Source organism: Micromonospora sp. NPDC049282 (assembly GCF_043197045.1).
GTDB lineage: Bacteria > Actinomycetota > Actinomycetes > Mycobacteriales > Micromonosporaceae > Micromonospora.
On the sequence record NZ_JBICSL010000028.1, the window covers coordinates 23,118 to 44,026 of the forward strand.

Below are 20,909 nucleotides of genomic sequence, written 5' to 3' on the forward strand. Positions count from 1 at the left end.
CCGACGGGGTCACGGCGCGGGCGGCCGTGCGGAATACTGCCCGCCATGCGTTCCCGCACGTTGATCGCCGTCCTCGCCCCGGTCGCACTCGCTCCCTTCCTGCTGGCCGGCTGGGTGTGGTGGGGGCAGCGGGCGGACGAGGCGCCCTGGCACGACGACGCCGTCGCCGACGCCACCGAGACGGTGGACCGGATCGAGGCGCGGTTCGACCGCGACCACCTGTTCAAGGCCGAGGACTACGCGCACACCGCCGGGCAGGAGCAGGCGGTGGAGGTGCTCCAGGTGCGTGGCGAGACGCACTGGCAGACCGGGGTGACGTTGGTGCTGCGGGTGACCGGGCACGGCTCCGGCGTCAACGACTGGGGCGAGACGGTCGAGGGCACCGAGACGGTCTGCTTCCGGCTGAACCTCGGCCCCGAGCGGGACGACCGCGACGACGACGTCGACTGCCCCGCCGGGAAACCGCAGCCGGTCGCCCGGGACCCGTCACTGACCGGCGTCGACGACCGTCTCCGGCAGGCGCTCACCCGGTCCGGCCCCGACGAGGCCGCGGTCCGCGCCGCGGTGGCCGGCCTGAAACTCGACCCGGCCGTACGGCAGGAGATCGCGGTCGAGGGCGGCACGGTCGGCGTGGCGCTGCGGGCCAGCCAGTACGACTGCCTGCTGGCCCGCGTCGGCCCGAAGCGCGCGGCCGAGACGTGGCGGCCCTCGCACGTCCAACTCGCCCCCGGCGAGCTGAGCTGCTCGGCCGGGTTGGCGTTCAGCAGCCGGTTCGGCCACTCCGTACGCTGACGGTCGACACGCCGACGGCGCCCGGCACGGGGCCGGACGCCGTCGGGCGGAAGACGCGTCAGGGCAGGTCGATCGGGCGCAGCACCCGGTCCACCGCGTGCGCGATCTGCTTGTTGCCCTTGTTGATGTCGTAACGGACCACCCGCGCGTCGCGGTCGTTCGTGTCCGCGTCGACCAGCCGCACCTGCCGGCCGTACCAGCAGTGCCGCACGTCGACCTCGACGTCGGCGCCGAGCGCGGTCGACAGCTCCGCGCCGTCGGCCGTCAGCGCCGCCCTACGGTCGATCGTGGCGCCGGGCACCACGTGGTAGAGCAGCACGTCCTCCACGGTGTCCACGCCCAGGCCGGCGACCGCGTCGAACGCGGCCTTCTCGCCGGGCAGCGTCCTGGCGGCGGTGAGGTCGCGGACCAGCTCGCGGAACGCGTAGTCGTTCGGCACGAACGCGGTAAGCGCGCCGACGGATGCACCCGCCGGCGATTCACCCGTCAGCGCACCACCAGCCGCCGGCTCACCGCGGCGACCCCGTCGCCCTTGACCTTGAGCGTCCAGTTGCCGGCGGCGCCCAGGGTGACCACCGTCTCGGCGGTGCCGTTCGGCTCGGCCTTCAGCTCGGCGATCCGCTTGCCGGCCGGGTTGAGCACGTACAACGTCCGGGCGCCGGCGGTCTTGTTCGTCACCTTCAGCGAGAGCTTCTCGCCGGGCTCGGCGATCAACCCGTCGGCGCCGGTGAGCGTGTCGCCGGTCAGCTCGATGGCGACCGCCCGGTCGTACGCCGTCTCGGCCGCGGCGCTGGCCACGTTGCCGTCGTCGGAGACGGTGATCCGGGTGCGCACCCCGTCGCCCTGCCGGCCGGGCTTGCAGGCCACCTCGTAGGAGCCGGTGGCCAGCGTGGCGCGCAGGTCGCCGGTGCGGCCCGCCGGGACGTCGGCCACCTCGGCGACCACCTTGGTGAAGCCGTCGCCCTCCCGGCCGTAGACGTAGACCCCGGTGGCCTGCTGCCCCCGGTTGGTCACGGTGAAGGTGACCGTGCCCGGGGTGAACAGCGTGGTGGTGACCTCGCAGCTGGTGTCGGTGGCGGTCACCGGGACCTGCTCGCCCTTGGGTGCGGGCTCGTCCTCACCGCAGGCGGTGAGCGTGGTGGCGGCGCAGAGGACGGTCAGGACGGCGGCGGTACGGCTTTTCATCGGGATCTCCGGAGCGGAGGTCAGCGTGCTGACCGGGACGGGGGGTGGGACTCGGCAGAGTCAGCAGAGTCTAAGCGGGTCGGCTGTCCCGGCAAGGCCCGAGGGCGGCTCGAATGTCCGGCTCCGGTGCGGCGATGATGGCGGCATGCGACTGGTCTCCCTCCTCCCCTCCGCCACCGAGATCGTCTACGCCCTGGGTCTCGGCGACGATCTGGTCGGGGCGACGTTCGAGTGCGAGGTGCCGGCGGCGTACCGGGCCGGCGTCACGGTGGTGGTCGGCGGCCGGGACACCCGTGGCATGAGCCCCGGCGAGATCGACGGGTACGTCCGGGAGCGGCTCGCGGCCGGGGCGGACCTCTACACGCTGCACGCCGGCGCGTTGGCCGGGCTGGACCCGGACCTGATCCTCACCCAGGACCTGTGCCGCGTCTGCGCGCTGCCGTCCGGCCGGGTGGCCGACGCCGTCGACCATCTCGGCGCGCGGGCGGAGGTGCTGTCGCTCGACCCGTACACCCTGGACGACGTGCTGGGCACGATCCGCGCGGTGGGCGCGGCGGCCCGGGTGCCGGACCGCGCCGAGGCCCTGGTGGACGGCCTGCGGGCCCGGCTGGCGGCGGTCGGCGCGGCGGTGGCCGGCCGGCCCCGGCGGCGGGTCGCCGTCGTCGAGTGGGTGGACCCGCCCTTCGGCGCCGGGCACTGGATCCCGGATCTCGTCGACGTCGCCGGCGGCGCGCCGGTGGCCACCCACCCCGGGGCCCGGTCCACGCCGACCACCTGGGCGGACCTGCGCGCGGCCGAACCCGAGGTGGTGCTCGTCGCGCCGTGCGGCTTCCACCTGGACGGCGCCGCCGACCAGGCGGCCGGGGTGGTCGGGCACTTCCCCGGCGCGGAGGTGTGGGCGCTGGACGCCGACGCGCTGATCGTGCGCGCCGGCCCGCGCCTGGTCGACGGCGTCGAGGCGATCGCCGCGATCCTGCACCCCGACGCGGTCCCACCCCTCGCCCCCGCCGCGGCCCGCCGGGTGGCCTGACCCCTGGCCCGTTCATGATCCACACCAGCTCGCCGAGATGGCTGCATCGCCGAGCCGCGGACACCGCCACCTCGGCGAGGTGGAGTCGATCAAGTCGATCGGCCTCCACACGCGCGAACGCCGCCCCCCTTGGACGGGGACGGCGTTCGGGTGGAGCTGCGGGGACGGTCAGGTCATGTCGTCGTAGCGGCGTTCGATCGGCGCCGGGGCGGCGATCGGCTCGGGCGCCTCGACCGGGGCGGACGCCTCGACCCGGGCGCCCGTCGGCACCGGCTCGTTCGACAGGTCCAGCGGCGACACCTCGTCGTCGGCGATGCCGGCGTAGACCTCGCGCCCACGCCCGCGCCGCTTGTCGTTGAGGAACGCCAGCCCGACCGCGCCGAAGTAGAGCGCGGAGAGGCAGATCGCCAGCGCCGTCATGCCGAACGGGTCGGGCGTCGGCGTGACCACCGCGGAGAACGCGAAGAACACGAAGATCGCCACCCGCCACCAGCTCAGCAGCCGCTTGGCGCTGGCCAGGCCGACGAAGTTGAGCATCAGCACGATCAGCGGAAACTCGAACGCCACCCCGAACAGCAGGATCAAATTCGTGACGAAGCCGAAATAGCGCGTGATGTCGAGCGTGGTGGTCACGTCCCCGCCGCCGGAGACGTCGAGCAGGAACTCCAGGCCCTTCGACGTCACGAAGTAGGCCAGCACCGCCCCGCCGGCGAACAACGGCGCCGCCAGGGCGGTGAAGAAGTAGGCGTAGCGCCGCTCGTGCCGGTGCAGGCCGGGCGCGATGAACGCCCAGAGCTGGTAGAGCCAGATCGGCGCGGCGACGATCAGGCCCACCCAGAGGGAGACCTTCATCTGCAACAGGAACAGGTCGGCGGGGCCGAGCTGGACGAAGCTGCAGTTGCCGTTGACCAACCGCGCCTTGTCCAGGTCGCAGTAGGGCTTCTGCAGCACGTGCATCACCGGTGCGGAGAACCAGAAGCCGACGCCGAAGCCGACCAGGATCGCCAGTGAGGCCCGGAACAGGCGGTTACGCAGCTCGCGGATGTGCTCGATGAGCGTCATCGAGCCGTCGGACGCACGCGCGAACGAACCCGGCCCGCGCTTCTTCAACCCGAAGGCCACGGTGGTGAGGCCCCTTCGGATCAGTTCTCGCGGACGCGCTGCACCGGGTCGACCGGCGGTTGCTGCGGCTGCTGCGGCTGCTGCGGCTGCGGAGCGTACTGCTGCTGCTGCTGAGGCTGCGCGAACTGCTGCTGGCCCTGGGCGAACTGCTGCTGGCCCTGGACGTGCTGCTGCTGCGGCGGGAGCGGCTGGTAGCCGGCCTGCGCGTCGGCCTTCTCGGCCAGGTCACGGTCGTCGTCCTGCAGGCTCTTGGTCTCGGCCTTGATGATCCGCAGCGAGCGGCCCAGCGAGCGGGCCGCGTCGGGGAGCCGCTTCGCGCCGAAGAGCAGGATCAGCACGACCACGAGTACGGCGATGTGCCACGGCTTGAGGGCACCCATGGGAAGCTCCAGTCGCTCTGTGTCGGTGGTGAGGTGGGTCGCCGCCCATCGTACGTGCGTCGCAGCGGCTTGCCACCCCCGCCGGGTCTGCTGGTGCCGGCCCGGTCGGTGAAGTCTCGGCCAATCCGAAGTATCCCGTCAACCACCCGTCCCGGCGCATTCGGGTGGGAAACGGCAGGCGTCGATCACGCCCCGCGCTTGGCCTTGATCAACGTGATCCGCTCCTGCGCGACGGCCGCCCGCTCCTGGAGCGCCTCGGCCCGCGCCTGCAACTCCTCGGCGGCCGAGCGCAACGACTCCGCCTCGGCCGCCCGGCGCTGCAACGCCACCGCCGACCGGCGCAGCCGGGGCAGCCGCGTCACCACCGGACGGACCGCCAGGGCCAGCACGACCAGCGCGAACAGCACGACCCCGAGCACGATCCAGATCAGCACGGCGGTCAGCCTATCGGGTGACGCCGGTCGCCGCCGGATCGGCGGTGCCGGTGGGGACCGCGTACGCGTCGAGCGCGGCGACCGCCTGGACGCGGACCTGCTCGGCCAGCTCGGCCGGGGCCACCACGGTGGCCTCCGGGCCCAGCCCCAGCACGAACCGGCGGGCCCAGCCCAGGTCTGTGACCCGCAGCGACACCAGCCACTGCTCGCCGTCGGCCTCGACCCGCTCGCACGGGTAGTACTCGGTGATCCACCGCTCACCCCGGCCGATCCGCAGCGTGATCAACGGCAGGTCGGCCGAGGGCCGGAAGACGCCGTCGCTCAGGTCGTGCGGGCGGGCCTGCGGCGGCACCACGGCCCGCTCCGGCAGCTCGGTGACCGCGTCGATCCGGTCGGCACGGAACAGCCGGACCGCCTCGGCGCGACGGCACCACGCCTCCACGTACGCCCGGCCGCCGACCATCAGCATCCGCAGCGGGTCGATGGTGCGTTCGGTGGTCTCGTCCCGGGCCGGCGTGTAGTAGGTGATCCGCAGCGCCAGACCCCGCTCGACCGCGGCGCGCAACTCACGCACCCGGGCGTTGTCGCCGGGCAGCCGCACCTCGACCGGCGCGCCGGCCAGGTCGCCGGCCGCGCTCTCGATCTTCGCGAGGGCTCGCTCGACCGCCTCCCGGTTGGCCACCCCGGGCGTCTCGGCGAGCATCCGCAGCGCCACCACCAGGGCCAGCGCCTCGTCCGGGGTCAGTCGCAGCGGCCGGTCGATGCCGGCGTCGTAGGTGATGGTCACCCGGTCGCCGTCGAACGCCATGTCGATCAGGTCACCCGGGCCGTAGCCGGGCAGCCCGCACACCCAGAGCAGCTCCAGATCCTCCCGGAGCTGCTTCTCGGTCACCCCGAGGTCGTGCGCCGCCTCGGCGATCTCGATGCCGGGACGGGCCAGCAGGTAGGGCACCAGATTGAGCAGCCGGGCCAGCCGGTCGGCCGAGGCGCGGCCGGCACGGGCCGCCGGCCGGGTCACCGTGCGCCCCCGGTGACCGTCAGCTCGTCGTGCCGGGCGGCGACCTCCTTCAACCGCTGGATGACCGCCTCCCGCACCTCCGGCGGCTCCAGCACCCGCACGTCCGGGCCGTAGCCGACGATCTGGCCGGCCAGGAAGTCGGCGTCGGCGTACGGCAGCACCAGCCGGTCGCCGTCCGGGCCGGCGCTGCTCTCCACCGCCCAGCGGCGCAGCCCGGCGGCGCGCCCCGGCACGACCAGCACGGTCGCCCGGCCGGTCCGCTCCACCGGCCCCGACCAGCGGGCCACGTGGCTGATCAGGTCCACCCCGGCGGGCGGCTGGTAGGCCCCCGGCTCGCCGGTCGCCCGGACCGCGCCCACCACCCGGGAGAGCCGGAAGCAGCGGGTCGCCGCCCGGTCCAGGTCGTGGCCGACCACATACCACCGACCACGCCAGCAGACCACGCCCCACGGCTGCAGCCGGCGGCGCGTCGGCGCGTCCCGGTCCGGCACCCGGTAGTCGAAGCTGACCTCCCGCCGGTCCCGCGCGGCGGCGGTCAGCGGCGCGAACGCCGGGTCGACCGTGACCATCGGCTCCAGGCCCAGGGTGGCCTGCGGGTCCACGTCGATGCCGGCGGCGCGCAGCTTCGCCAGCCCGGACGACGCGGCGGCGGCCAGCCCGGCGTGCTGCCACAGCCGCGCCGCGATGCCCACCGCGGCGGCCTCGTCCGGTTCGAGCGGGATGTCGGGCAACGCGTATTCCCGGTGGGCGATCCGGTAGCCCGGCTCGGCGTCGAAGACGCTTGCCGTCCCGGTCTCCAACGGCACGCCCAGCTCCCGCAGCTCGGCCTTGTCACGCTCGAACTTGCGCTGGAACGCCTCGTGGTCCTTGGCGTCCTCCGGGTCGTGCTCGTAGCCGGGCACGGTCGCGGCGATCTGGGCGGCGGTCAGGAAACGCCGCGTGGACAGCAGGCAGATCACCAGGTTGACCAGGCGTTCGGTACGGGTCCGGGACACGTACCGAACGCTAGCAGCCCGCGCGTCCGACGCGGGCACCCGCGCGGGCGCGGCGCGGGTCCGGCTCGGCGGGCGGCCCACCGGCGCCGGTCATAGGGTGAACGCATGGCGGAAGCGGAGGTCAAGACCGAGAGCGTCGGCACCGTGGTGGTGGCCGGCGCGGCGAACCTCGCCATCGCGATCGCCAAACTCGTCGCGGGCCTGCTCTCCGGCTCCGCGGCGATGCTCTCCGAGGCCGCCCACTCGGTCGCCGACACCACCACCGAGCTGCTGCTCTATCTGGCGCTGCGCCGCGGCGCGCGGCCCGCCGACCCCCGGCACCCCTTCGGGTACGGCAAGGAGAGCTACGTCTGGGCGTTCCTCGCCGCGCTGTTCACGTTCGTGGCCGGCGCCGGCTTCGCCATCACCCACGGCGTCACCACCATCCTGGTGCACGAGCACACCGGCAACTACCTGGTCGCGTACGTCGTGCTGGCGATCTCGTTCGCCATCGAGTCGGTGTCGCTGGCCCGGGCCGTGCGCCAGGTGCGCGGCGAGTCGCGGCGCTGGCGCACCACGCCCCGCCGCTACCTGCGGCTGACCGCCGACACCACGGTCAAGGCGGTCTTCCTGGAGGACAGCGCCGCGCTGATCGGCCTGCTGATCGCCGCCGCCGGGCTCACCCTGTCGCACCTCACCGGCGACGAGCTCTACGACGGGATCGCCTCCATCCTCATCGGCGTGCTGCTGCTGGTGGTCGCCGCCGTCCTGGCCCGCAGCAACATCTCGCTGCTGGTCGGCCGCGCCGTGCCGGAGCGGATGCACCGCCGGATCGAGCAGGAGCTGGCGCAACTGCCCACCGTCGACCGGGTCGACACGCTGATGACCATGCTCCTCGGCCCGGACGACATCCTGGTCGCCGCCAAGGTCGACTTCCGCGACGACGCCACCGGCGCCGAGATCGAGGCCGCCGCCGACGAGGCCGAACGGCGGCTCACCGGACACTTCCCGGAGATCGCGTACGTCTTCCTCGACCCGACCCGGTCCCGCGGCGCCGGCAGCCGGGCCCGGACCACCCAGGACGAGCCGGGCCGGCCGGTCGACCAAGGGGCCTGACCCGGCCGCCGGCCGGCCGGACGCCGGCCGATAGCGTGCCCGCATGGTGCGATGGCGGTCCGGCACGGTCACGACGGTACGACGGCGGTGGGCCGGCGCCGTCGAACTCGACGTCGAACTGCCCGACGGCGCCCGGATGCGCGCCCTGGCCTACCCGGCGCTGGTCGGCGAACCCGAGCCCGGCGACCGTGTGCTGCTCAACGCCGGCGCCCTGCTGATGGGCCTCGGCACCGGCGGCTACGCGCTGGTCGTCGCGCTGCCCGACCGGCTCCCCGCCGACCCGCCGCAGGCCAGGGACAACCGCGACGCCGGGCACCTGGTCAAGGCCCGCTACACCCCGCTGCAGCCGATCCTGCTCGGCGTGGACGAGGAGGCCTCCCCGCACCACGCGCGGCTGGCCGCGGCCGAGTCCGTCGACGGGATGCCGGTGGTCACCGCCGACCTGCACTCCGCCCTGCCGGCGATCCTGGCCGGCGTGCACGCCGACGCCCCGCGCGCCCGGGTGGCCTACCTGCTCACCGACGGCGGGGCGCTGCCGGCCTGGTTCTCCCGGACCCTGGCCGGGCTCGCCGGCCACCTCGCCGGCACGGTCACCGTGGGGCAGGCGTTCGGCGGCGACCTGGAGGCCACCACCCTGCACAGCGGCCTGCTCGCCGCCCGACACGTGCTCGACGCGGACCTGGCGATCGTCGCCCAAGGGCCGGGCAACCTCGGCACCGGCACCCGCTGGGGCTTCTCCGGGGTGGCCGTCGGCGAGGCCGTCAACGCCGTCGCCACGCTCGGCGGGCGCCCGGTCGGCTCGCTGCGCGTGTCCGACGCCGACCCCCGGCCCCGGCACCGTGGCGTCTCCCACCACAGCCTCACCGCGTACGGCCGGGTCGCGCTGGCCCCCGCGGACCTGGTCGTGCCGGACCGCCTCGAGGCGCCGCTGGCGGCGGCCGTGGCGGCGGCGCTGGCGCCCCTGACCGGCCGGCACCGGATCGTCACGGTGCCCACCGACGGCCTCGACGCGGCGCTGCGGGCCAGCCCGGTCGGCCTGTCGACGATGGGTCGCGGCCTCGACGCCGACCACGCCTACTTCCTGGCCGCGGCCGCCGCCGGCCGGTACGCCGCCGGCCTGCTCGGCTGAGCCGCCCCCGCCGGCCCGGCCTCAGCCGAAGTAGAGGATCAGCCCGACCCAGGCGACCACGATCAGCACCAGCGCGACCGCCAGCGCCCAGGTGGGCACCTTGTGGTCACCGCGGCGGTTGCGGTCGAGCTCGGCGCGGATCTTCTCCCGCCGCCGGTCGATCCAGTTGAGCTTCTCGGTGCCGCCGTCCCGCTCGCGGCCGGAGGTCTGGCCGCGCTCGCGGCCCTGCGGTTCGGAAGTGTCCATGGCGACGCCAGCGTACCGGTGCCCGGGCGGCCGGCGCCGGGCACCGGCCGCCCACCGGCGTCACATGCTCGCGATCAGCCGCTCCACCCGCTCGTCGTAGGCCCGGAACGGGTCCTTGCAGAGCACGGTGCGCTGCGCCTGGTCGTTCAACTTCAGGTGCACCCAGTCGACGGTGAAGTCGCGCCGCTTCTCCTGCGCGTGCCGGATGAACTCGCCGCGCAGCCGCGCCCGGGTGGTCTGCGGCGGCGTCTCCTTCGCCTCGAAGATCTCCGGGTCGGTCGCCACCCGGTCCACCTCACCCCGGCGCTCCAGCAGCCCGTACAGGCCCCGGCCGCGCCGCACGTCGTGATAGGCCAGATCCATCTGCGCCACCCGCGGGTGCGACAACGGCAGGTCGTGCTTGCGCTGGTAACGCTCGATCAGCTTCAGCTTGCTGACCCAGTCGATCTCCCGCGCCACCGGGTCCAGGTCGCCGGTCTCCACCGCGCGCAGCACCCGCGCCCACAGGTCCACCACCCGCTTGGCGGTCTGGTCACCGCCCCGGCGCTCCACGAACTCCGTCGCCTTGGCCAGGTATTCCTGCTGGATCTCCAGCGCCGAGACCTCCTTGCCGGAGGCCAGGCGCACCTTGCGCCGGCCGGTGATGTCGTGCGAGACCTCGCGGATCGCCCGGATCGGGTTCTCCAACGTCAGGTCCCGCATCACCACGCCGGCCTCGATCATCCGCAGCACGATGTCGGCCGTGCCGACCTTCAGCAGCGTGGTGACCTCGTTCATGTTCGAGTCGCCGACGATCACGTGCAGCCGGCGGTAGCGCTCCGCGTCCGCGTGCGGCTCGTCGCGGGTGTTGATGATCGGCCGGCTGCGGGTGGTCGCCGAGGAGACGCCCTCCCAGATGTGCTCCGCCCGCTGCGACAGGCAGTAGACCGCGCCGCGCGGCGTCTGCAACACCTTGCCCGCGCCACAGATCAACTGCCGGGTGACCAGGAACGGGATCAGCACGTCGGCCAGCCGGCCGAACTCACCGTGCCGGGACACCAGGTAGTTCTCGTGGCAGCCGTACGAGTTGCCGGCCGAGTCGGTGTTGTTCTTGAACAGATAGATCTCGCCCGCGATGCCCTCGTCGTGCAGCCGCTTCTCCGCGTCGACGAGCAGCCCCTCCAGGATCCGCTCACCGGCCCGGTCGTGAGCCACCAGGTCGGTCACCGAGTCGCACTCCGGTGTCGCGTACTCCGGATGCGAGCCGACGTCCAGATAGAGGCGGGCCCCGTTGCGCAGGAACACGTTGCTCGACCGGCCCCACGACACCACCCGCCGGAACAGGTACCGCGCGACCTCGTCGGGGGACAGCCGGCGCTGCCCGCGATAGGTGCAGGTGACGCCGTACTCGGTCTCGATGCCGAAGATTCGCCGTTCCATGATGAGACATTAGCCGCCCGGAGGCCCCGATGGGCAGCGCGCGGCGTCAGCATCGCGCGGTGGAGCCGCCCGGACAGTGTCGGACCCCGCCACTTCGGGAAGGGGCGGGGTCCGGCAACGGGTCTCACTCGCCGGGCTTGTCCTCCCGGTTGCCCTCCAGGTCGGCGGATCCGGCCGAGGTGGTCGGCTTCTTCGCCTCCTCGGTCGGCACCGTGGGGGTCTTCGCCCGCCCCGGCGCCGGCGCGACGTCCCCCTCCGAGTCACCGTCCAGCAGCGCGGACAGCGGCGCCCCGGTGATCCGCCGGAACGTCCGGCCCACCCGGCCCCGGTCCAGGACCGCCACCTCAAGCTGGTTGGCGGCGATCGTACGGGCCGCTCCGCCCTCACCGCCGACGCTGCTCAGCGCCTTCATCGCGGCGCGGACCGCCTCGGACAGCGACATCTCCGGGCGGTGCTCGTTCTTCAGCACCCCGGTGATCGCCTCGGCCTGGCCACCCATCGCCATCCGGCCCGGCTCGTCGTTGACCGAGCCGTCGTAGGTCACCCGGTAGAGCGAGTCGTCCTCCGGCGTGGCGCCCACCTCGGCCACGCAGATCTCCACCTCGAACGGCTTCGACTGCTCGGTGAAGATGGCGCCCAGCGTCTGCGCGTACGCGTTCGCCAGCGCCAGGCCGTTGACGTCCCGCCGGTCGTAGCTGAGGCCGTTGAGGTCGGCCATCCGCACGCCCGCGCGGCGCAGATTCTCGAACTCGTTGTAGCGACCGACCGCGGCGAAGCCGATCCGGTCGTAGATCTCGCTGACCTTGTGCAGCGTGCTGGACAGGTTCTCGGCGACGAAGAGCACGCCGCCGGCATAGCTCAGGACCACCGCGCTGCGGCCCCGGGCGATGCCCTTGCGGGCCAGCTCGGAGCGGTCGCGCATGATCTGCTCGGGCGAGGCGTAGAACTGCATGGCCACGGCGGCGGTTCTCCTTCGTGCCTGTGGTGCGGGACTGCTGACTCGGTGGGCGTCGGAGCGGGGTCAGCCGCCGGGGTTCTCCATCCGGCCGGACACCACGCCCTCCGCGATCGTCGCCGTCTCGGCGTCGGTGAGGCGGTGGGTGCCGTCGGCCGTCGCGGTCATCACCACCGGGTAGATCCGCCGGGTCAGGTCGGGGCCGCCGGTGGCGGTGTCGTCGTCCGCCGCGTCGTAGAGCGCCTCGACGGCCAGCCGCGTCGCGTCGTCGACCGACAGGCCCGCCCGGAAGCGCTTCTTCAGCGCGGACTTGGCGAACAGCGAACCGGAGCCGATCGCGTCGTAGCCGGTCTCCTCGTAGGGGCCGCCGGTCACGTCGAAGCTGAAGATCCGGCCGGCCCGCACCGGGTCGCTCGCGGCCAGGTCGAAGCCGGCGAACAGCGGGACCACGGCCAGGCCCTGCATGGCGGCGCCGAGGTTGCCGCGGATCATCGAGGCCAGCCGGTTGGCCTTGCCGTCGAGCGAGAGCATCGCGCCCTCGATCTTCTCGTAGTGCTCCAGCTCCACCTGGAACAGTCGCATCAGCTCGATGCCGATGCCCGCGGTGCCGGCGATGCCGACCAGCGAGTAGGCGTCGGCCGGGTGGACCTTCTCGATGTCGCGCTGGGCGATCAGGTTGCCCATGGTGGCCCGGCGGTCGCCGGCCATGACCACACCACCGGCGGCCGAGATGGCCACGATCGTGGTCGCGTGCGGCGCCATGTCGGCGGCCATGCCGGGCGGCAGCGGCCGACGGCCGGGCAGCATCTCGGGGGCGGCCTTGCTCAGGAATGTGGTGAAGGAGGACGTCCCCGCGTTGGTGAACACATCTGGAAGACGCCCGGATGGATCAAAACCCGCTGCCACGTGGTTCCTCTCAGGTATGTGATCGCCCCGGCCAGGTTGTTGGGGTCGTCCCGGAACTGGCCGAGACCGCCGTTGCAGTTGAAGCAGAGTATCCCGCGCACCCATCCGGTGCGATCATCGCGGGCCGAACCGCGGCGTCAGGTGGACCGGTCGCTACCGACCTCCAGCGAAACGGACATGTGTCTCATTCTCCGCCTTTCTGCACATATCCCCTCACGAACTCCTCGGCGTTCTCCTCCAGGACGGAGTCGATCTCGTCGAGCAGGTCGTCGACGTCCTCGGTCATCTCGGCGTGCCGCTCGGCAACCTCGGGGTTGGCCTGAGCGGTGACCTCCTCGACCTCCTCGTGGGACTTGCCGGACTGGGTCTGCCCACCCTCTTGTGCCGCCATGGTGGTGCCTCCTCCACGATCGCCTGCGATCAACTTACCTCGCGTGGGCGACGAAAGGCCCGCCGCGCGCCGGGTTCCGGCACTCGACGGGCCTTCCGGCATCCTGGTCAGCCGCCGGTGAGCATCTCCAGCAGGTCCTTGGCGCTCTCGCACCGGTCGAAGAGCTGGCCGACGTGCGCCCGGGTGCCCCGCTCGGGCTCCATCATCGGCACCCGGACCAGCGACTCCCGGCCCACGTCGAAGATGACCGAGTCCCAGCTCGCGGCGACCACCTCCGAGGCGTACTGGGCCAGACAGCGGCCGCGGAAGTAGGCCCGGGTGTCCTCCGGCGGCTCGGTCATCGCGGTGCGGGTCTGCTCGTCGGTGAGCAGCGTCTTCATCGAGCCACGCTGGACCAGCCGGTGGTAGAGGCCCTTCTCCGGCCGCACGTCGGAATACTGCAGGTCGACCAGCTGCAGCTTGTGCGAGCCCCAGCCGAGCTTCTCCCGCTCCCGGTAGCCCTCGAGCAGCCGCAGCTTGGCCACCCAGTCCAGCTCGTCGGCGCACTCGAAGGCGTCGCGGCCGAGCCGGTCGAGCACGCTCTCCCAGCGGTCGAGGACCTCGGCGGTCTGCGCGTCCACGTCCTGGCCGTAGCGGTCGTCCACGAAGGAACGGACCCGGTCGAGGTAGGCCCACTGCACGTCCAGGGCGGTGAGCCGGCGTCCGTCGCGCATCCGCATGAGGTGCTTCAGCGACGGGTCGTGGCTGACCGCGCGCAGCTCGCCGACCGGATCGGCGATGCCCAGGTCCGCGCCGAGCGCCTTCTCCTCGATCATGGCGAGGATCAGCGAGGTGGTGCCGACCTTGAGGAAGGTGGAGATCTCGGAGAGGTTGGCGTCGCCGATGATGACGTGCAGGCGACGGTACTTGTCGGCGTCCGCGTGCGGCTCGTCGCGGGTGTTGATGATGGGCCGCTTCAAGGTGGTCTCCAGCCCGACCTCGACCTCGAAGAAGTCGGCCCGCTGGGAGATCTGGAACCCGCTCTGGCCGCCGTCCTGGCCGATGCCGACGCGGCCCGCGCCGCAGACGATCTGCCGGGTGACGAAGAACGGCGTCAGGTACGCCACGATGTCGGCGAACGGCGTCTGCCGGCGCATCAGGTAGTTCTCGTGGGAGCCGTAACTGGCGCCCTTGTTGTCGGTGTTGTTCTTGTAGAGGTGGATCGGCTGGGTGCCCGGGATGGTGGCGGCCCGCCGGGCCGCCTCGGCCATCACCCGCTCCCCCGCCTTGTCCCAGCGCACCACGTCGAGCGGGGTGGTCACCTCGGGGGTGGAGTATTCGGGGTGGGCGTGGTCGACGTAGAGCCGGGCGCCGTTGGTGAGTATCACGTTGGCCAGCCCGAGATCCTCGTCGGCGAGCGCCTCGGCCGGGTCGTACGCCGCCCCGGAGTAGGTGAACCCGCGGGCGTCGCGCAGCGGCGACTCCTCCTCGTAGTCCCAGCGTGCCCGTCCGCCCCGGTTGAGTTCCGGTCGTGCTCCGTAGGCGTTGACCACCTGTGAGGAGGTGACCATCGGGTTGGCTCCGGCCTGGCCGGGCACGGAGATGCCGTACTCGACCTCGGTGCCCATGATCCGTCTGACGCTCATCGACCTACCCGCTCCGCTCGCCGTCGGGGTCCCCGTCACGTCGAGCGTAGTCGGCGTGTGGACGGTAGGTGGCGTGCCGGGCCCGGGGCGGAGGTGATCCGGCGGCACGCCGGATGGTCGGAGCAGGGCTTTCGCACCGACCATCCGGGCGCGGCGGGTCAGAAGAAGCGGTACATCTCGGCCGCCGCCGCCTCGGTCTGCGACGCCTTCGGAGCGGTGATGGTGACCGGCTCGCCGAAGCTGTGCATCTTCATCTCGTTGTCGACCGCCCCGGCGGCCGTGTCGAACGTGTAGGTGAGCAGGGTGAGCCGGCCCGCGTCGTCCAGCGTGGCCGTGAACGGCACCGCCTTCGTCTTGAGCACCTTGAACGCGTTCCGCAGGGTCGCCCGCTCGCTCTCGCTGGACGCGGCCGCGACGGCCTTGTCGGGGTCGGCCACGCCGGTGTAGCGGCCGTTGCCGGCCGACTGGGCGGAGACGACACCGCCGAGGATGCCGGCCTGCGCCCGGATGTCGAGGCCCTGGGCCAGTTGCCCCTCCGGACGGAGCCGGGCCCGGTCCAGCTTCAACCAGGGCTTGCCGTCCTTCTCGTCCTGCTGGACGTAGACGGCGTCGGCGGTGACGACCATGCTGACCGGCTCGGGCGTGGTCATGTCCAGCGTCATCCCGCCGGTGGCGGGTTCGAGGGCCGACCGCATGGTGACGGTCTGGTTGCCCGCCTTGATGGTGACGTCCATCCTGACCGTCTTCTCCAGGCTCCGCTGGAAGCCCTGCCGAATCGCGGCGGGCGCCTCGGCGGCGGTCGGCGCGGAGGCGGACGGCGCGGAGGCGGACGGCGCGGAGGGGCCGTCGGTGGCGATGTCGCTGGTGGTGGTGGTTCCGCAGGCGGTGAGCAGGGCCGCGAGGCAGACGGCCAGGGCCCGGGCGAGTGATCTACGCACGGGTGCAGACCCTAGCGGGCCGGATTCGCTTCCGTCGCCCCGGAGACGACCGACCGGGACGGCGCCTGCGCGGCGCCGCCCCGGTGGGCCGATCTCAGAGGTACTGGCCGGTGTTGCTGGCGGTCTCGATGGACCGGCCGGCCTCGGCGCCCTTGCCGCCGGAGACGAGCGTGCGGATGTAGACGATCCGCTCGCCCTTCTTGCCGGAGATGCGCGCCCAGTCGTCGGGGTTGGTGGTGTTGGGCAGGTCCTCGTTCTCCCGGAACTCGTCGACGCACGCGTCGAGCAGGTGCTGCAGCCGCAGCCCTTTGCGCCCGGAGGTGAGGAACTCCTTGATGGCCATCTTCTTGCCCCGGTCGACGATGTTCTGGATCATCGCGCCGGAGTTGAAGTCCTTGAAGTAGAGGACTTCCTTGTCGCCGTTGGCGTAGGTGACCTCGAGGAAGCGGTTCTCCTCGGTTTCCGAGTACATCCGCAGGACCACGGCGTCGATCATGGCGGCCACGGTGGCCTGCGGATCGCTGCCGTGTTCCGCCAGGTCGTCGGCGTGCAGGGGCAGGCCGGCGAGGATGTACTTGGAGAAGATGTCCTTGGCCGCCTCGGCGTCCGGCCGCTCGATCTTGATTTTCACGTCGAGTCGGCCCGGGCGCAGGATCGCCGGGTCGATCATGTCTTCCCGGTTGGAGGCGCCGATGACGATGACGTTCTCCAGGCCCTCCACGCCGTCGATCTCGCTGAGCAGCTGCGGGACGATGGTGTTCTCCACGTCCGAGGAGACGCCGGAGCCGCGGGTGCGGAAGACGGAGTCCATCTCGTCGAAGAACACGATCACCGGGGTGCCCTCGCCGGCCTTCTCCCGGGCTCGCTGGAAGATCAGCCGGATGTGCCGCTCGGTCTCGCCGACGTACTTGTTGAGCAGCTCGGGACCCTTGATGTTGAGGAAGAAGCTGGTGTGCCGCTCCTTCCCCTCGCGCTCGGCGATCTTCTTGGCGAGGGAGTTGGCGACCGCCTTGGCGATCAGCGTCTTGCCGCAGCCGGGCGGACCGTAGAGCAGGATGCCCTTCGGCGGTCGGAGCTGGTGCTCGCGGAACAGGTCGGCGTGCAGGAAGGGCAGCTCCACCGCGTCGCGGATCTGCTCGATCTGCGACTGGAGGCCACCGATGTCCCCGTAGTCGACGTCGGGCACCTCCTCCAGGACCAGCTCCTCGACCTCGCTCTTCGGGATCCGCTCGTACGCGTACGCCGAGCGGGGCTCGATCATGAGCGAGTCGCCGGCCCGGATCGCGCTGCCGATCAGGGTCTCGGCGAGGTGCACGATCCGCTCCTCGTCGGAGTGGGACACCACCAGCGCCCGGTCACCCGGAGCGCCGTCGGGACCCGCGAGGATCTCCTTGAGCATCACCACCTCGCCGACCCGCTCGAAACCGAACGCGTCGACGATGTTGAGCGCGTCGTTGAGCAGGACCTCCTGGCCTCGGCTCAGCTCGTCGACCTCCAGCGAGGGCGAGACGGCGACGCGGAGCTTGCGCCCGCCGGTGAACACGTCCACCGTGCCGTCGTCGTGCCTCGCCAGGAAGACGCCGTAGCCGCTCGGCGGCTGTGCGAGACGGTCGATCTCCTCCTTGAGCGTCACGATCTGCGCGCGAGCCTCCTTGAGGGTGCTCACGAGCCGCTCGTTGTTCTCGTTCAGCCGTGCCAACTGCGCCTGGGTGGCCGCCAGCCGCTCTTCGAGCTGCCGGACGTGTCGGGGGCTTTCGGTCAACTTGCGTCGCACCAGAGCGAGTTCCTCTTGCAGGAACGCGACCTGCGTGGAGAGATCGTGGGCTTCCTTCTCCCACCGTGCGGCGCGCGAGTCCGCGTCGTCGCTGCGTGCCACGTCCCACCTCCCCGGGGGGCTTGAACGTTCTGAGCTAACACTAGCCGCTATGAGCCCGATTCGGTCCTCCGCAACGCGCTCGTCACCGAAGCTTGATCGCCAAGGGCTGGTCGACGGGCGGGTACGGGCGTTCGGGTACCGTCGGAGTCCGGGACGGGAGAACATGGGGGGTGCTTCGTGACCGACGTCGCGACGGACCAGCTGCAGGTCTGGGTGGACCAGGAACTCTGCACGGGTGACGGGCTGTGCGTGCAGTACGCGCCGGAGGTCTTCGAGTTCGACGTCGACGGCCTGGCGTACGTCAAGGGCGCCGACGGCGAGCTGCGGCAGGCCCCGGGCGCCCGGGTGGACGTGCCGGAGCACCTGCGCCTCGAGGTGATCGACTCGGCGAAGGAGTGCCCGGGCGAGTGCATCCACGTGGTGCGGGGCAGCGACGGCGTCGAGGTGGCCGGCCCGGAGGCCGACGACTGAGCGTGGGACGGGTGCGGAGGGCCGGGGACGCTGTCCCCGGCCCTCGCCGTCGTCTCAGAGCATGGGACGGCCGACGACCGAGGCGACCAGCCGGGCGAACTCCTCCAGCCGGGTGATCTGCCCGGCGCCGCCGTCGTCGAGCGTCTTGCCGAAGCGCAGCGCGTCGTGCCGTGGCGTGCCGGCCACCTCGTCGCTCGGCGGCGCCTCGTCCAGCGAGCTGAGCAGCAGGTAGACGTCGATGCTGTCGACCCGGACGGTGCCGTCGTCGGCGCGGGTGAGCCGGCGCCGGCACCCGACCTCGGTCACGGTGGAGACCGGCACCACCCGCAGCGACGAGGTCATCGCGCCGGGTGGCCCCTCCCCCGGCGGGACGTCCTCGCCGTGCCAGAGCACCAGCCGGCTGCCGTCGCAGACGACGACCTCCTGCCACACCCCGTTGACCTCGTTGACGAAGCGTTCCAGCGTGAACCCGAGCACCGAGGCGCCCCGCAGCACCCCGCCGAGCGCCTCCAGCGCGATGTCGGGATCACGCAGGTAGGCCCGGGCGGCCGACTCCAGGTCCGCGTAGGGCGACCAGTCGGGGAAGACGGCGGGCATCTCGCCGTTGCCGTAGCCGGGACTGCTCACGCCACCTCCCGTCGGCCCGCACCGCCGTCGCCGGGACGGGCGCCCCGCCCGGCGCGCGCCCCGATCCGCTCCCTCATGCTTACCGTCTCCGGTGTCGTCGTCCCCACGGGCACACATGATCCGCCCGCCCGTGGCGCTTTGCGCGGCGGGGGTCAGGACTGCTCGGGTTCCTCCGCCGACCGGGCCGCCGCCGCGGCGCGCAGGGCGTCGCGGCGCTGCGCGTACGCCTCGGCGCCCTTGCTGGGCTTGCGCCGGCGAGGCGGCGCGGTGACCCCGGGGGCGAGCTTGCGCGCGGAGACCAGGAACGCGGTGTGCGCGATCATGCGGTGGTCCGGCCGGACCGCCAGCCCCTCGGCGTGCCAGTCGCGGACCATCGACTCCCAGGCGCGCGGCTCGGTCCAGCCGCCGCGCTCGCGCAGCGCCTCGACCAGCTCGGACAGCTGCGGCGTGGTGGCCACGTAGCCGATCAGCACGCCGCCGGGGACCAGCGCCCGCTCGACCATGTCGAGCATCTCCCACGGGGTCAGCATGTCCAGGATGATCCGGTCGAAGCCGGTCTCGGCGCACCCGGCGACGTCGCCGACGTGCAGCCGCCAGGCCGGGTGCGGGCCGTTGAAGAACGCCTCGACGTTGCGTCGGGCGATCTGGGCGAAGTCCTCGCGCAGCTCGAAGGAGTGCAGCTCACCCTCGGTGCCGACGGCGCGCAGCAGCGAGCAGGACAGCGCGCCGGAGCCGGCGCCGGCCTCCAGCACCTTGGCGCCGGGGAAGACGTCGCCCATGGCGACGATCTGCGCCGAGTCCTTGGGATAGATCACCTGGGCGCCGCGCGGCATGGAGAGCACGTAGTCCGACAGCAGCGGCCGCAGGGCCAGGAAGGCGGTGCCACCGCCGGCGGTGGTGACCACGCTGCCGTCGGGCAGGCCGATCAGCGTGTCGTGCTTCAGGATGCCCCGGTGGGTGTGGAACTCCTTGCCGGGCTCCAGCGTCACGGTGTGCATCCGGCCCTTCGGGTCGGTCAGCTGGACCCGGTCGCCGGGCCGGAACGGCCCGCGGTGCACCGGAGGCAGCGCCGGGACGGTGGAGAGCTCTGCGGTCACGTGTTCGTCTTCCGTTTCGGTTCGAGAAGCTGGGCGAGATCCGCGATGTGCAGCACGCCGACCACATCTTCGCCTGCCGTCACCGGGTACTGCGCGCCCGGGTGGGTGCGGACGGTCTCCAGCACCCGCTCGCCGTCCGCGCCGACCGGCAGGGTGGGCAGGTCGGCCAGGCGGCGCGCCACCTCGTCCACCGCGAGCCACGGCCGCCGTTCCGGGGGTACGGCGGCGGCCCGGGCCGGGTCGACCAGCGCCACCGTACGGCCGGCGGAGTCGACGACGGCGAGCGCGGCGTCCGGCGTGCCCGCCTCGTCGCGGCGGCGCTGCGCCTCGGCCAGCGGGGTGCCGGTGGGCACCGGCAGCAGCGGGCGGGCCATTCGGGCCAGGTCGACCAGGTGCAGCCGGCGGCCGATGCGGGCCAGCCGGACGGACTGCCCGGCGCCGCGCCACAGCGTCAGCGCGACCAGCAGGAGCAGCGGCAGGGCCAGCGGGGCGAGCGCCCGGCGCAGGGTGAGCGCCACCACCAGGGCCAGCGTGCCCAGGGCGACCGCCCGGCCGACCCAGCCGGCCACCTCGGTGCCCCGGTGCCGGTCGCGGGTGAGCGCCCAGACCGCCGCGCGCAGCGCCCGCCCGCCGTCGAGCGGCAGGCCGGGCAGGCTGTTGAAGATCGCCACCACCACGTTGCTGACCGCGAGCTGGAAGGCGAGCTGGTGGCCGAGCGTGCCGGCGGGCAGCGCGAGGGTGGCGGCGACCGCGCCGGCGCCGAGCACCGCGGACACGGCCGGGCCGGCCAGCGAGATCAGCAGTTCGATCCGGGGGGTCGGGGCGTCCCGGTCCATCTCGGTGTAGCCGCCGAGCAGTTCCAGCGTGATTCCCCGCACACCGATGCCGAAGCGGCGGGCGGTGAGCGCGTGGCCCAGCTCGTGCAGCAGCACCGAGCCGAGCAGGGAGACCACGAAGCCGAGGCCGACCAGGTAGCCGCCGAGGTGGCCGAGGTCGAGCTGGCGGCGGGCCAGCGCCGCGTAGAGCACGGTGACCACGACGGTGAGCAGCAGCATCGAGGCGTCGGCGCGCAGCGGCACCCCGAAGACCCGGCCGAGGCTGAGCCCGCGCCGGCGCGGTGGTGTGGTCCGCTGGTGCACTCCGGCGATGCTACGCGGGGCGGATCATGGTCCGGTGCG

24 protein-coding genes are annotated in these 20,909 nt (G+C 72.8%); 5 read left to right on the forward strand and 19 right to left on the reverse strand.

Going from position 1 to position 20,909, the window contains the following annotated elements; genetic code table 11:
* Nucleotides 1–45: 45 nt before the first annotated feature.
* A complete protein-coding gene (locus tag ACGFI2_RS29195) occupies nt 46–792 on the forward strand; it encodes a hypothetical protein (protein WP_393523012.1) in 747 nt (248 codons plus the stop codon).
* 58 nt (nt 793–850) lie between these two features.
* Here ACGFI2_RS29195 and ACGFI2_RS29200 read toward each other — a convergent pair whose 3' ends face one another.
* Nucleotides 851–1,342 (reverse strand): fasciclin domain-containing protein, encoded by a 492-nt coding sequence (locus ACGFI2_RS29200; protein WP_393523120.1) that lies wholly within the window; start codon nt 1,340–1,342, stop codon nt 851–853.
* A complete protein-coding gene (locus tag ACGFI2_RS29205) occupies nt 1,279–1,977 on the reverse strand; it encodes a hypothetical protein (protein WP_393523014.1) in 699 nt (232 codons plus the stop codon). The genes ACGFI2_RS29200 and ACGFI2_RS29205 overlap by 64 nt, the downstream gene beginning before the upstream one ends.
* A 145-nt stretch (nt 1,978–2,122) precedes the next feature.
* Here ACGFI2_RS29205 and ACGFI2_RS29210 point away from each other — a divergent pair, with 145 nt between their 5' ends.
* The gene (locus ACGFI2_RS29210; RefSeq protein WP_393523016.1) at nt 2,123–3,007 is read left to right on the forward strand and encodes an ABC transporter substrate-binding protein; all 885 of its coding nucleotides are present in this window, start codon (nt 2,123–2,125) and stop codon (nt 3,005–3,007) included.
* Between the two features lie 168 nt (nt 3,008–3,175).
* Here the strand turns inward: ACGFI2_RS29210 and tatC are convergent, their stop codons facing one another.
* From tatC to ACGFI2_RS29235, 5 genes are all read right to left on the reverse strand, one after another.
* Complete coding sequence (gene tatC, locus ACGFI2_RS29215; protein WP_393523019.1) at nt 3,176–4,129, reverse strand: twin-arginine translocase subunit TatC; 954 nt, start codon at nt 4,127–4,129, stop codon at nt 3,176–3,178.
* Nucleotides 4,130–4,149: 20 nt separating this feature from the next.
* Nucleotides 4,150–4,509 (reverse strand): Sec-independent protein translocase subunit TatA, encoded by a 360-nt coding sequence (tatA, locus tag ACGFI2_RS29220; RefSeq protein WP_393523021.1) that lies wholly within the window; start codon nt 4,507–4,509, stop codon nt 4,150–4,152.
* Between the two features lie 185 nt (nt 4,510–4,694).
* Nucleotides 4,695–4,943, reverse strand: coding sequence for a hypothetical protein (locus tag ACGFI2_RS29225; protein ID WP_393523024.1), 249 nt, complete (start codon nt 4,941–4,943; stop codon nt 4,695–4,697).
* Nucleotides 4,944–4,953: 10 nt separating this feature from the next.
* Nucleotides 4,954–5,961 (reverse strand): helix-turn-helix transcriptional regulator, encoded by a 1,008-nt coding sequence (locus tag ACGFI2_RS29230; RefSeq protein ID WP_393523027.1) that lies wholly within the window; start codon nt 5,959–5,961, stop codon nt 4,954–4,956.
* Nucleotides 5,958–6,956, reverse strand: a complete 999-nt coding sequence (locus ACGFI2_RS29235; protein WP_393523030.1) for a helix-turn-helix transcriptional regulator — start codon at nt 6,954–6,956, stop codon at nt 5,958–5,960. The genes ACGFI2_RS29230 and ACGFI2_RS29235 overlap by 4 nt, the downstream gene beginning before the upstream one ends.
* Nucleotides 6,957–7,061: 105 nt before the next feature.
* Here ACGFI2_RS29235 and ACGFI2_RS29240 point away from each other — a divergent pair, with 105 nt between their 5' ends.
* Together ACGFI2_RS29240 and ACGFI2_RS29245 are read left to right on the forward strand one after the other, a co-directional pair.
* Nucleotides 7,062–8,051 (forward strand): cation diffusion facilitator family transporter, encoded by a 990-nt coding sequence (locus tag ACGFI2_RS29240; protein WP_393523033.1) that lies wholly within the window; start codon nt 7,062–7,064, stop codon nt 8,049–8,051.
* Between the two features lie 43 nt (nt 8,052–8,094).
* On the forward strand, nt 8,095–9,180 hold the full coding sequence (locus ACGFI2_RS29245; RefSeq protein ID WP_393523035.1) for a DUF3866 family protein: 1,086 nt from the start codon (nt 8,095–8,097) through the stop codon (nt 9,178–9,180).
* A gap of 21 nt (nt 9,181–9,201) precedes the next feature.
* On the opposite strand, the gene ACGFI2_RS29250 is transcribed toward ACGFI2_RS29245, so the two are convergent.
* From ACGFI2_RS29250 to arc, 9 genes are all read right to left on the reverse strand, one after another.
* Nucleotides 9,202–9,426: a hypothetical protein gene (locus tag ACGFI2_RS29250; RefSeq protein WP_393523037.1), complete on the reverse strand. Its 225-nt coding sequence runs from the start codon at nt 9,424–9,426 to the stop codon at nt 9,202–9,204.
* Between the two features lie 60 nt (nt 9,427–9,486).
* Entirely contained in the window at nt 9,487–10,845 is a 1,359-nt protein-coding gene (gene pafA, locus ACGFI2_RS29255; RefSeq protein WP_393523040.1) for a Pup--protein ligase, read from the reverse strand.
* 124 nt (nt 10,846–10,969) lie between these two features.
* On the reverse strand, nt 10,970–11,803 hold the full coding sequence (gene prcA / locus ACGFI2_RS29260; protein ID WP_393523042.1) for a proteasome subunit alpha: 834 nt from the start codon (nt 11,801–11,803) through the stop codon (nt 10,970–10,972).
* 63 nt (nt 11,804–11,866) lie between these two features.
* Nucleotides 11,867–12,706, reverse strand: a complete 840-nt coding sequence (gene prcB / locus ACGFI2_RS29265) for a proteasome subunit beta (RefSeq protein ID WP_393523044.1) — start codon at nt 12,704–12,706, stop codon at nt 11,867–11,869.
* On the reverse strand, nt 12,625–12,807 hold the full coding sequence (locus ACGFI2_RS29270; RefSeq protein ID WP_393523046.1) for an endonuclease domain-containing protein: 183 nt from the start codon (nt 12,805–12,807) through the stop codon (nt 12,625–12,627). The genes prcB and ACGFI2_RS29270 overlap by 82 nt, the downstream gene beginning before the upstream one ends.
* 83 nt (nt 12,808–12,890) lie before the next feature.
* Nucleotides 12,891–13,097: a ubiquitin-like protein Pup gene (locus ACGFI2_RS29275; RefSeq protein WP_393523049.1), complete on the reverse strand. Its 207-nt coding sequence runs from the start codon at nt 13,095–13,097 to the stop codon at nt 12,891–12,893.
* A gap of 107 nt (nt 13,098–13,204) precedes the next feature.
* Complete coding sequence (gene dop, locus ACGFI2_RS29280; RefSeq protein WP_393523052.1) at nt 13,205–14,722, reverse strand: depupylase/deamidase Dop; 1,518 nt, start codon at nt 14,720–14,722, stop codon at nt 13,205–13,207.
* A 158-nt stretch (nt 14,723–14,880) separates the two neighbouring features.
* Nucleotides 14,881–15,660, reverse strand: a complete 780-nt coding sequence (locus tag ACGFI2_RS29285) for a hypothetical protein (RefSeq protein WP_393523055.1) — start codon at nt 15,658–15,660, stop codon at nt 14,881–14,883.
* A 94-nt stretch (nt 15,661–15,754) separates the two neighbouring features.
* Entirely contained in the window at nt 15,755–17,536 is a 1,782-nt protein-coding gene (arc, locus tag ACGFI2_RS29290) for a proteasome ATPase (RefSeq protein WP_393523057.1), read from the reverse strand.
* Between the two features lie 177 nt (nt 17,537–17,713).
* Between arc and ACGFI2_RS29295 the strand changes: the two genes are divergently transcribed.
* Nucleotides 17,714–18,007: a ferredoxin gene (locus ACGFI2_RS29295; protein WP_091058143.1), complete on the forward strand. Its 294-nt coding sequence runs from the start codon at nt 17,714–17,716 to the stop codon at nt 18,005–18,007.
* 54 nt (nt 18,008–18,061) lie between these two features.
* Here ACGFI2_RS29295 and ACGFI2_RS29300 read toward each other — a convergent pair whose 3' ends face one another.
* From ACGFI2_RS29300 to ACGFI2_RS29310, 3 genes are all read right to left on the reverse strand, one after another.
* A complete protein-coding gene (locus ACGFI2_RS29300; RefSeq protein WP_393523059.1) occupies nt 18,062–18,634 on the reverse strand; it encodes a hypothetical protein in 573 nt (190 codons plus the stop codon).
* A 152-nt stretch (nt 18,635–18,786) separates the two neighbouring features.
* Nucleotides 18,787–19,731 carry a tRNA (adenine-N1)-methyltransferase gene (locus ACGFI2_RS29305; protein WP_393523062.1) on the reverse strand — a complete coding sequence of 315 codons (945 nt, stop codon included), beginning with the start codon at nt 19,729–19,731 and terminating at the stop codon, nt 18,787–18,789.
* Nucleotides 19,728–20,879: a M50 family metallopeptidase gene (locus ACGFI2_RS29310; protein ID WP_393523123.1), complete on the reverse strand. Its 1,152-nt coding sequence runs from the start codon at nt 20,877–20,879 to the stop codon at nt 19,728–19,730. The genes ACGFI2_RS29305 and ACGFI2_RS29310 overlap by 4 nt, the downstream gene beginning before the upstream one ends.
* Between the last annotated feature and the right edge of the window lie 30 nt (nt 20,880–20,909).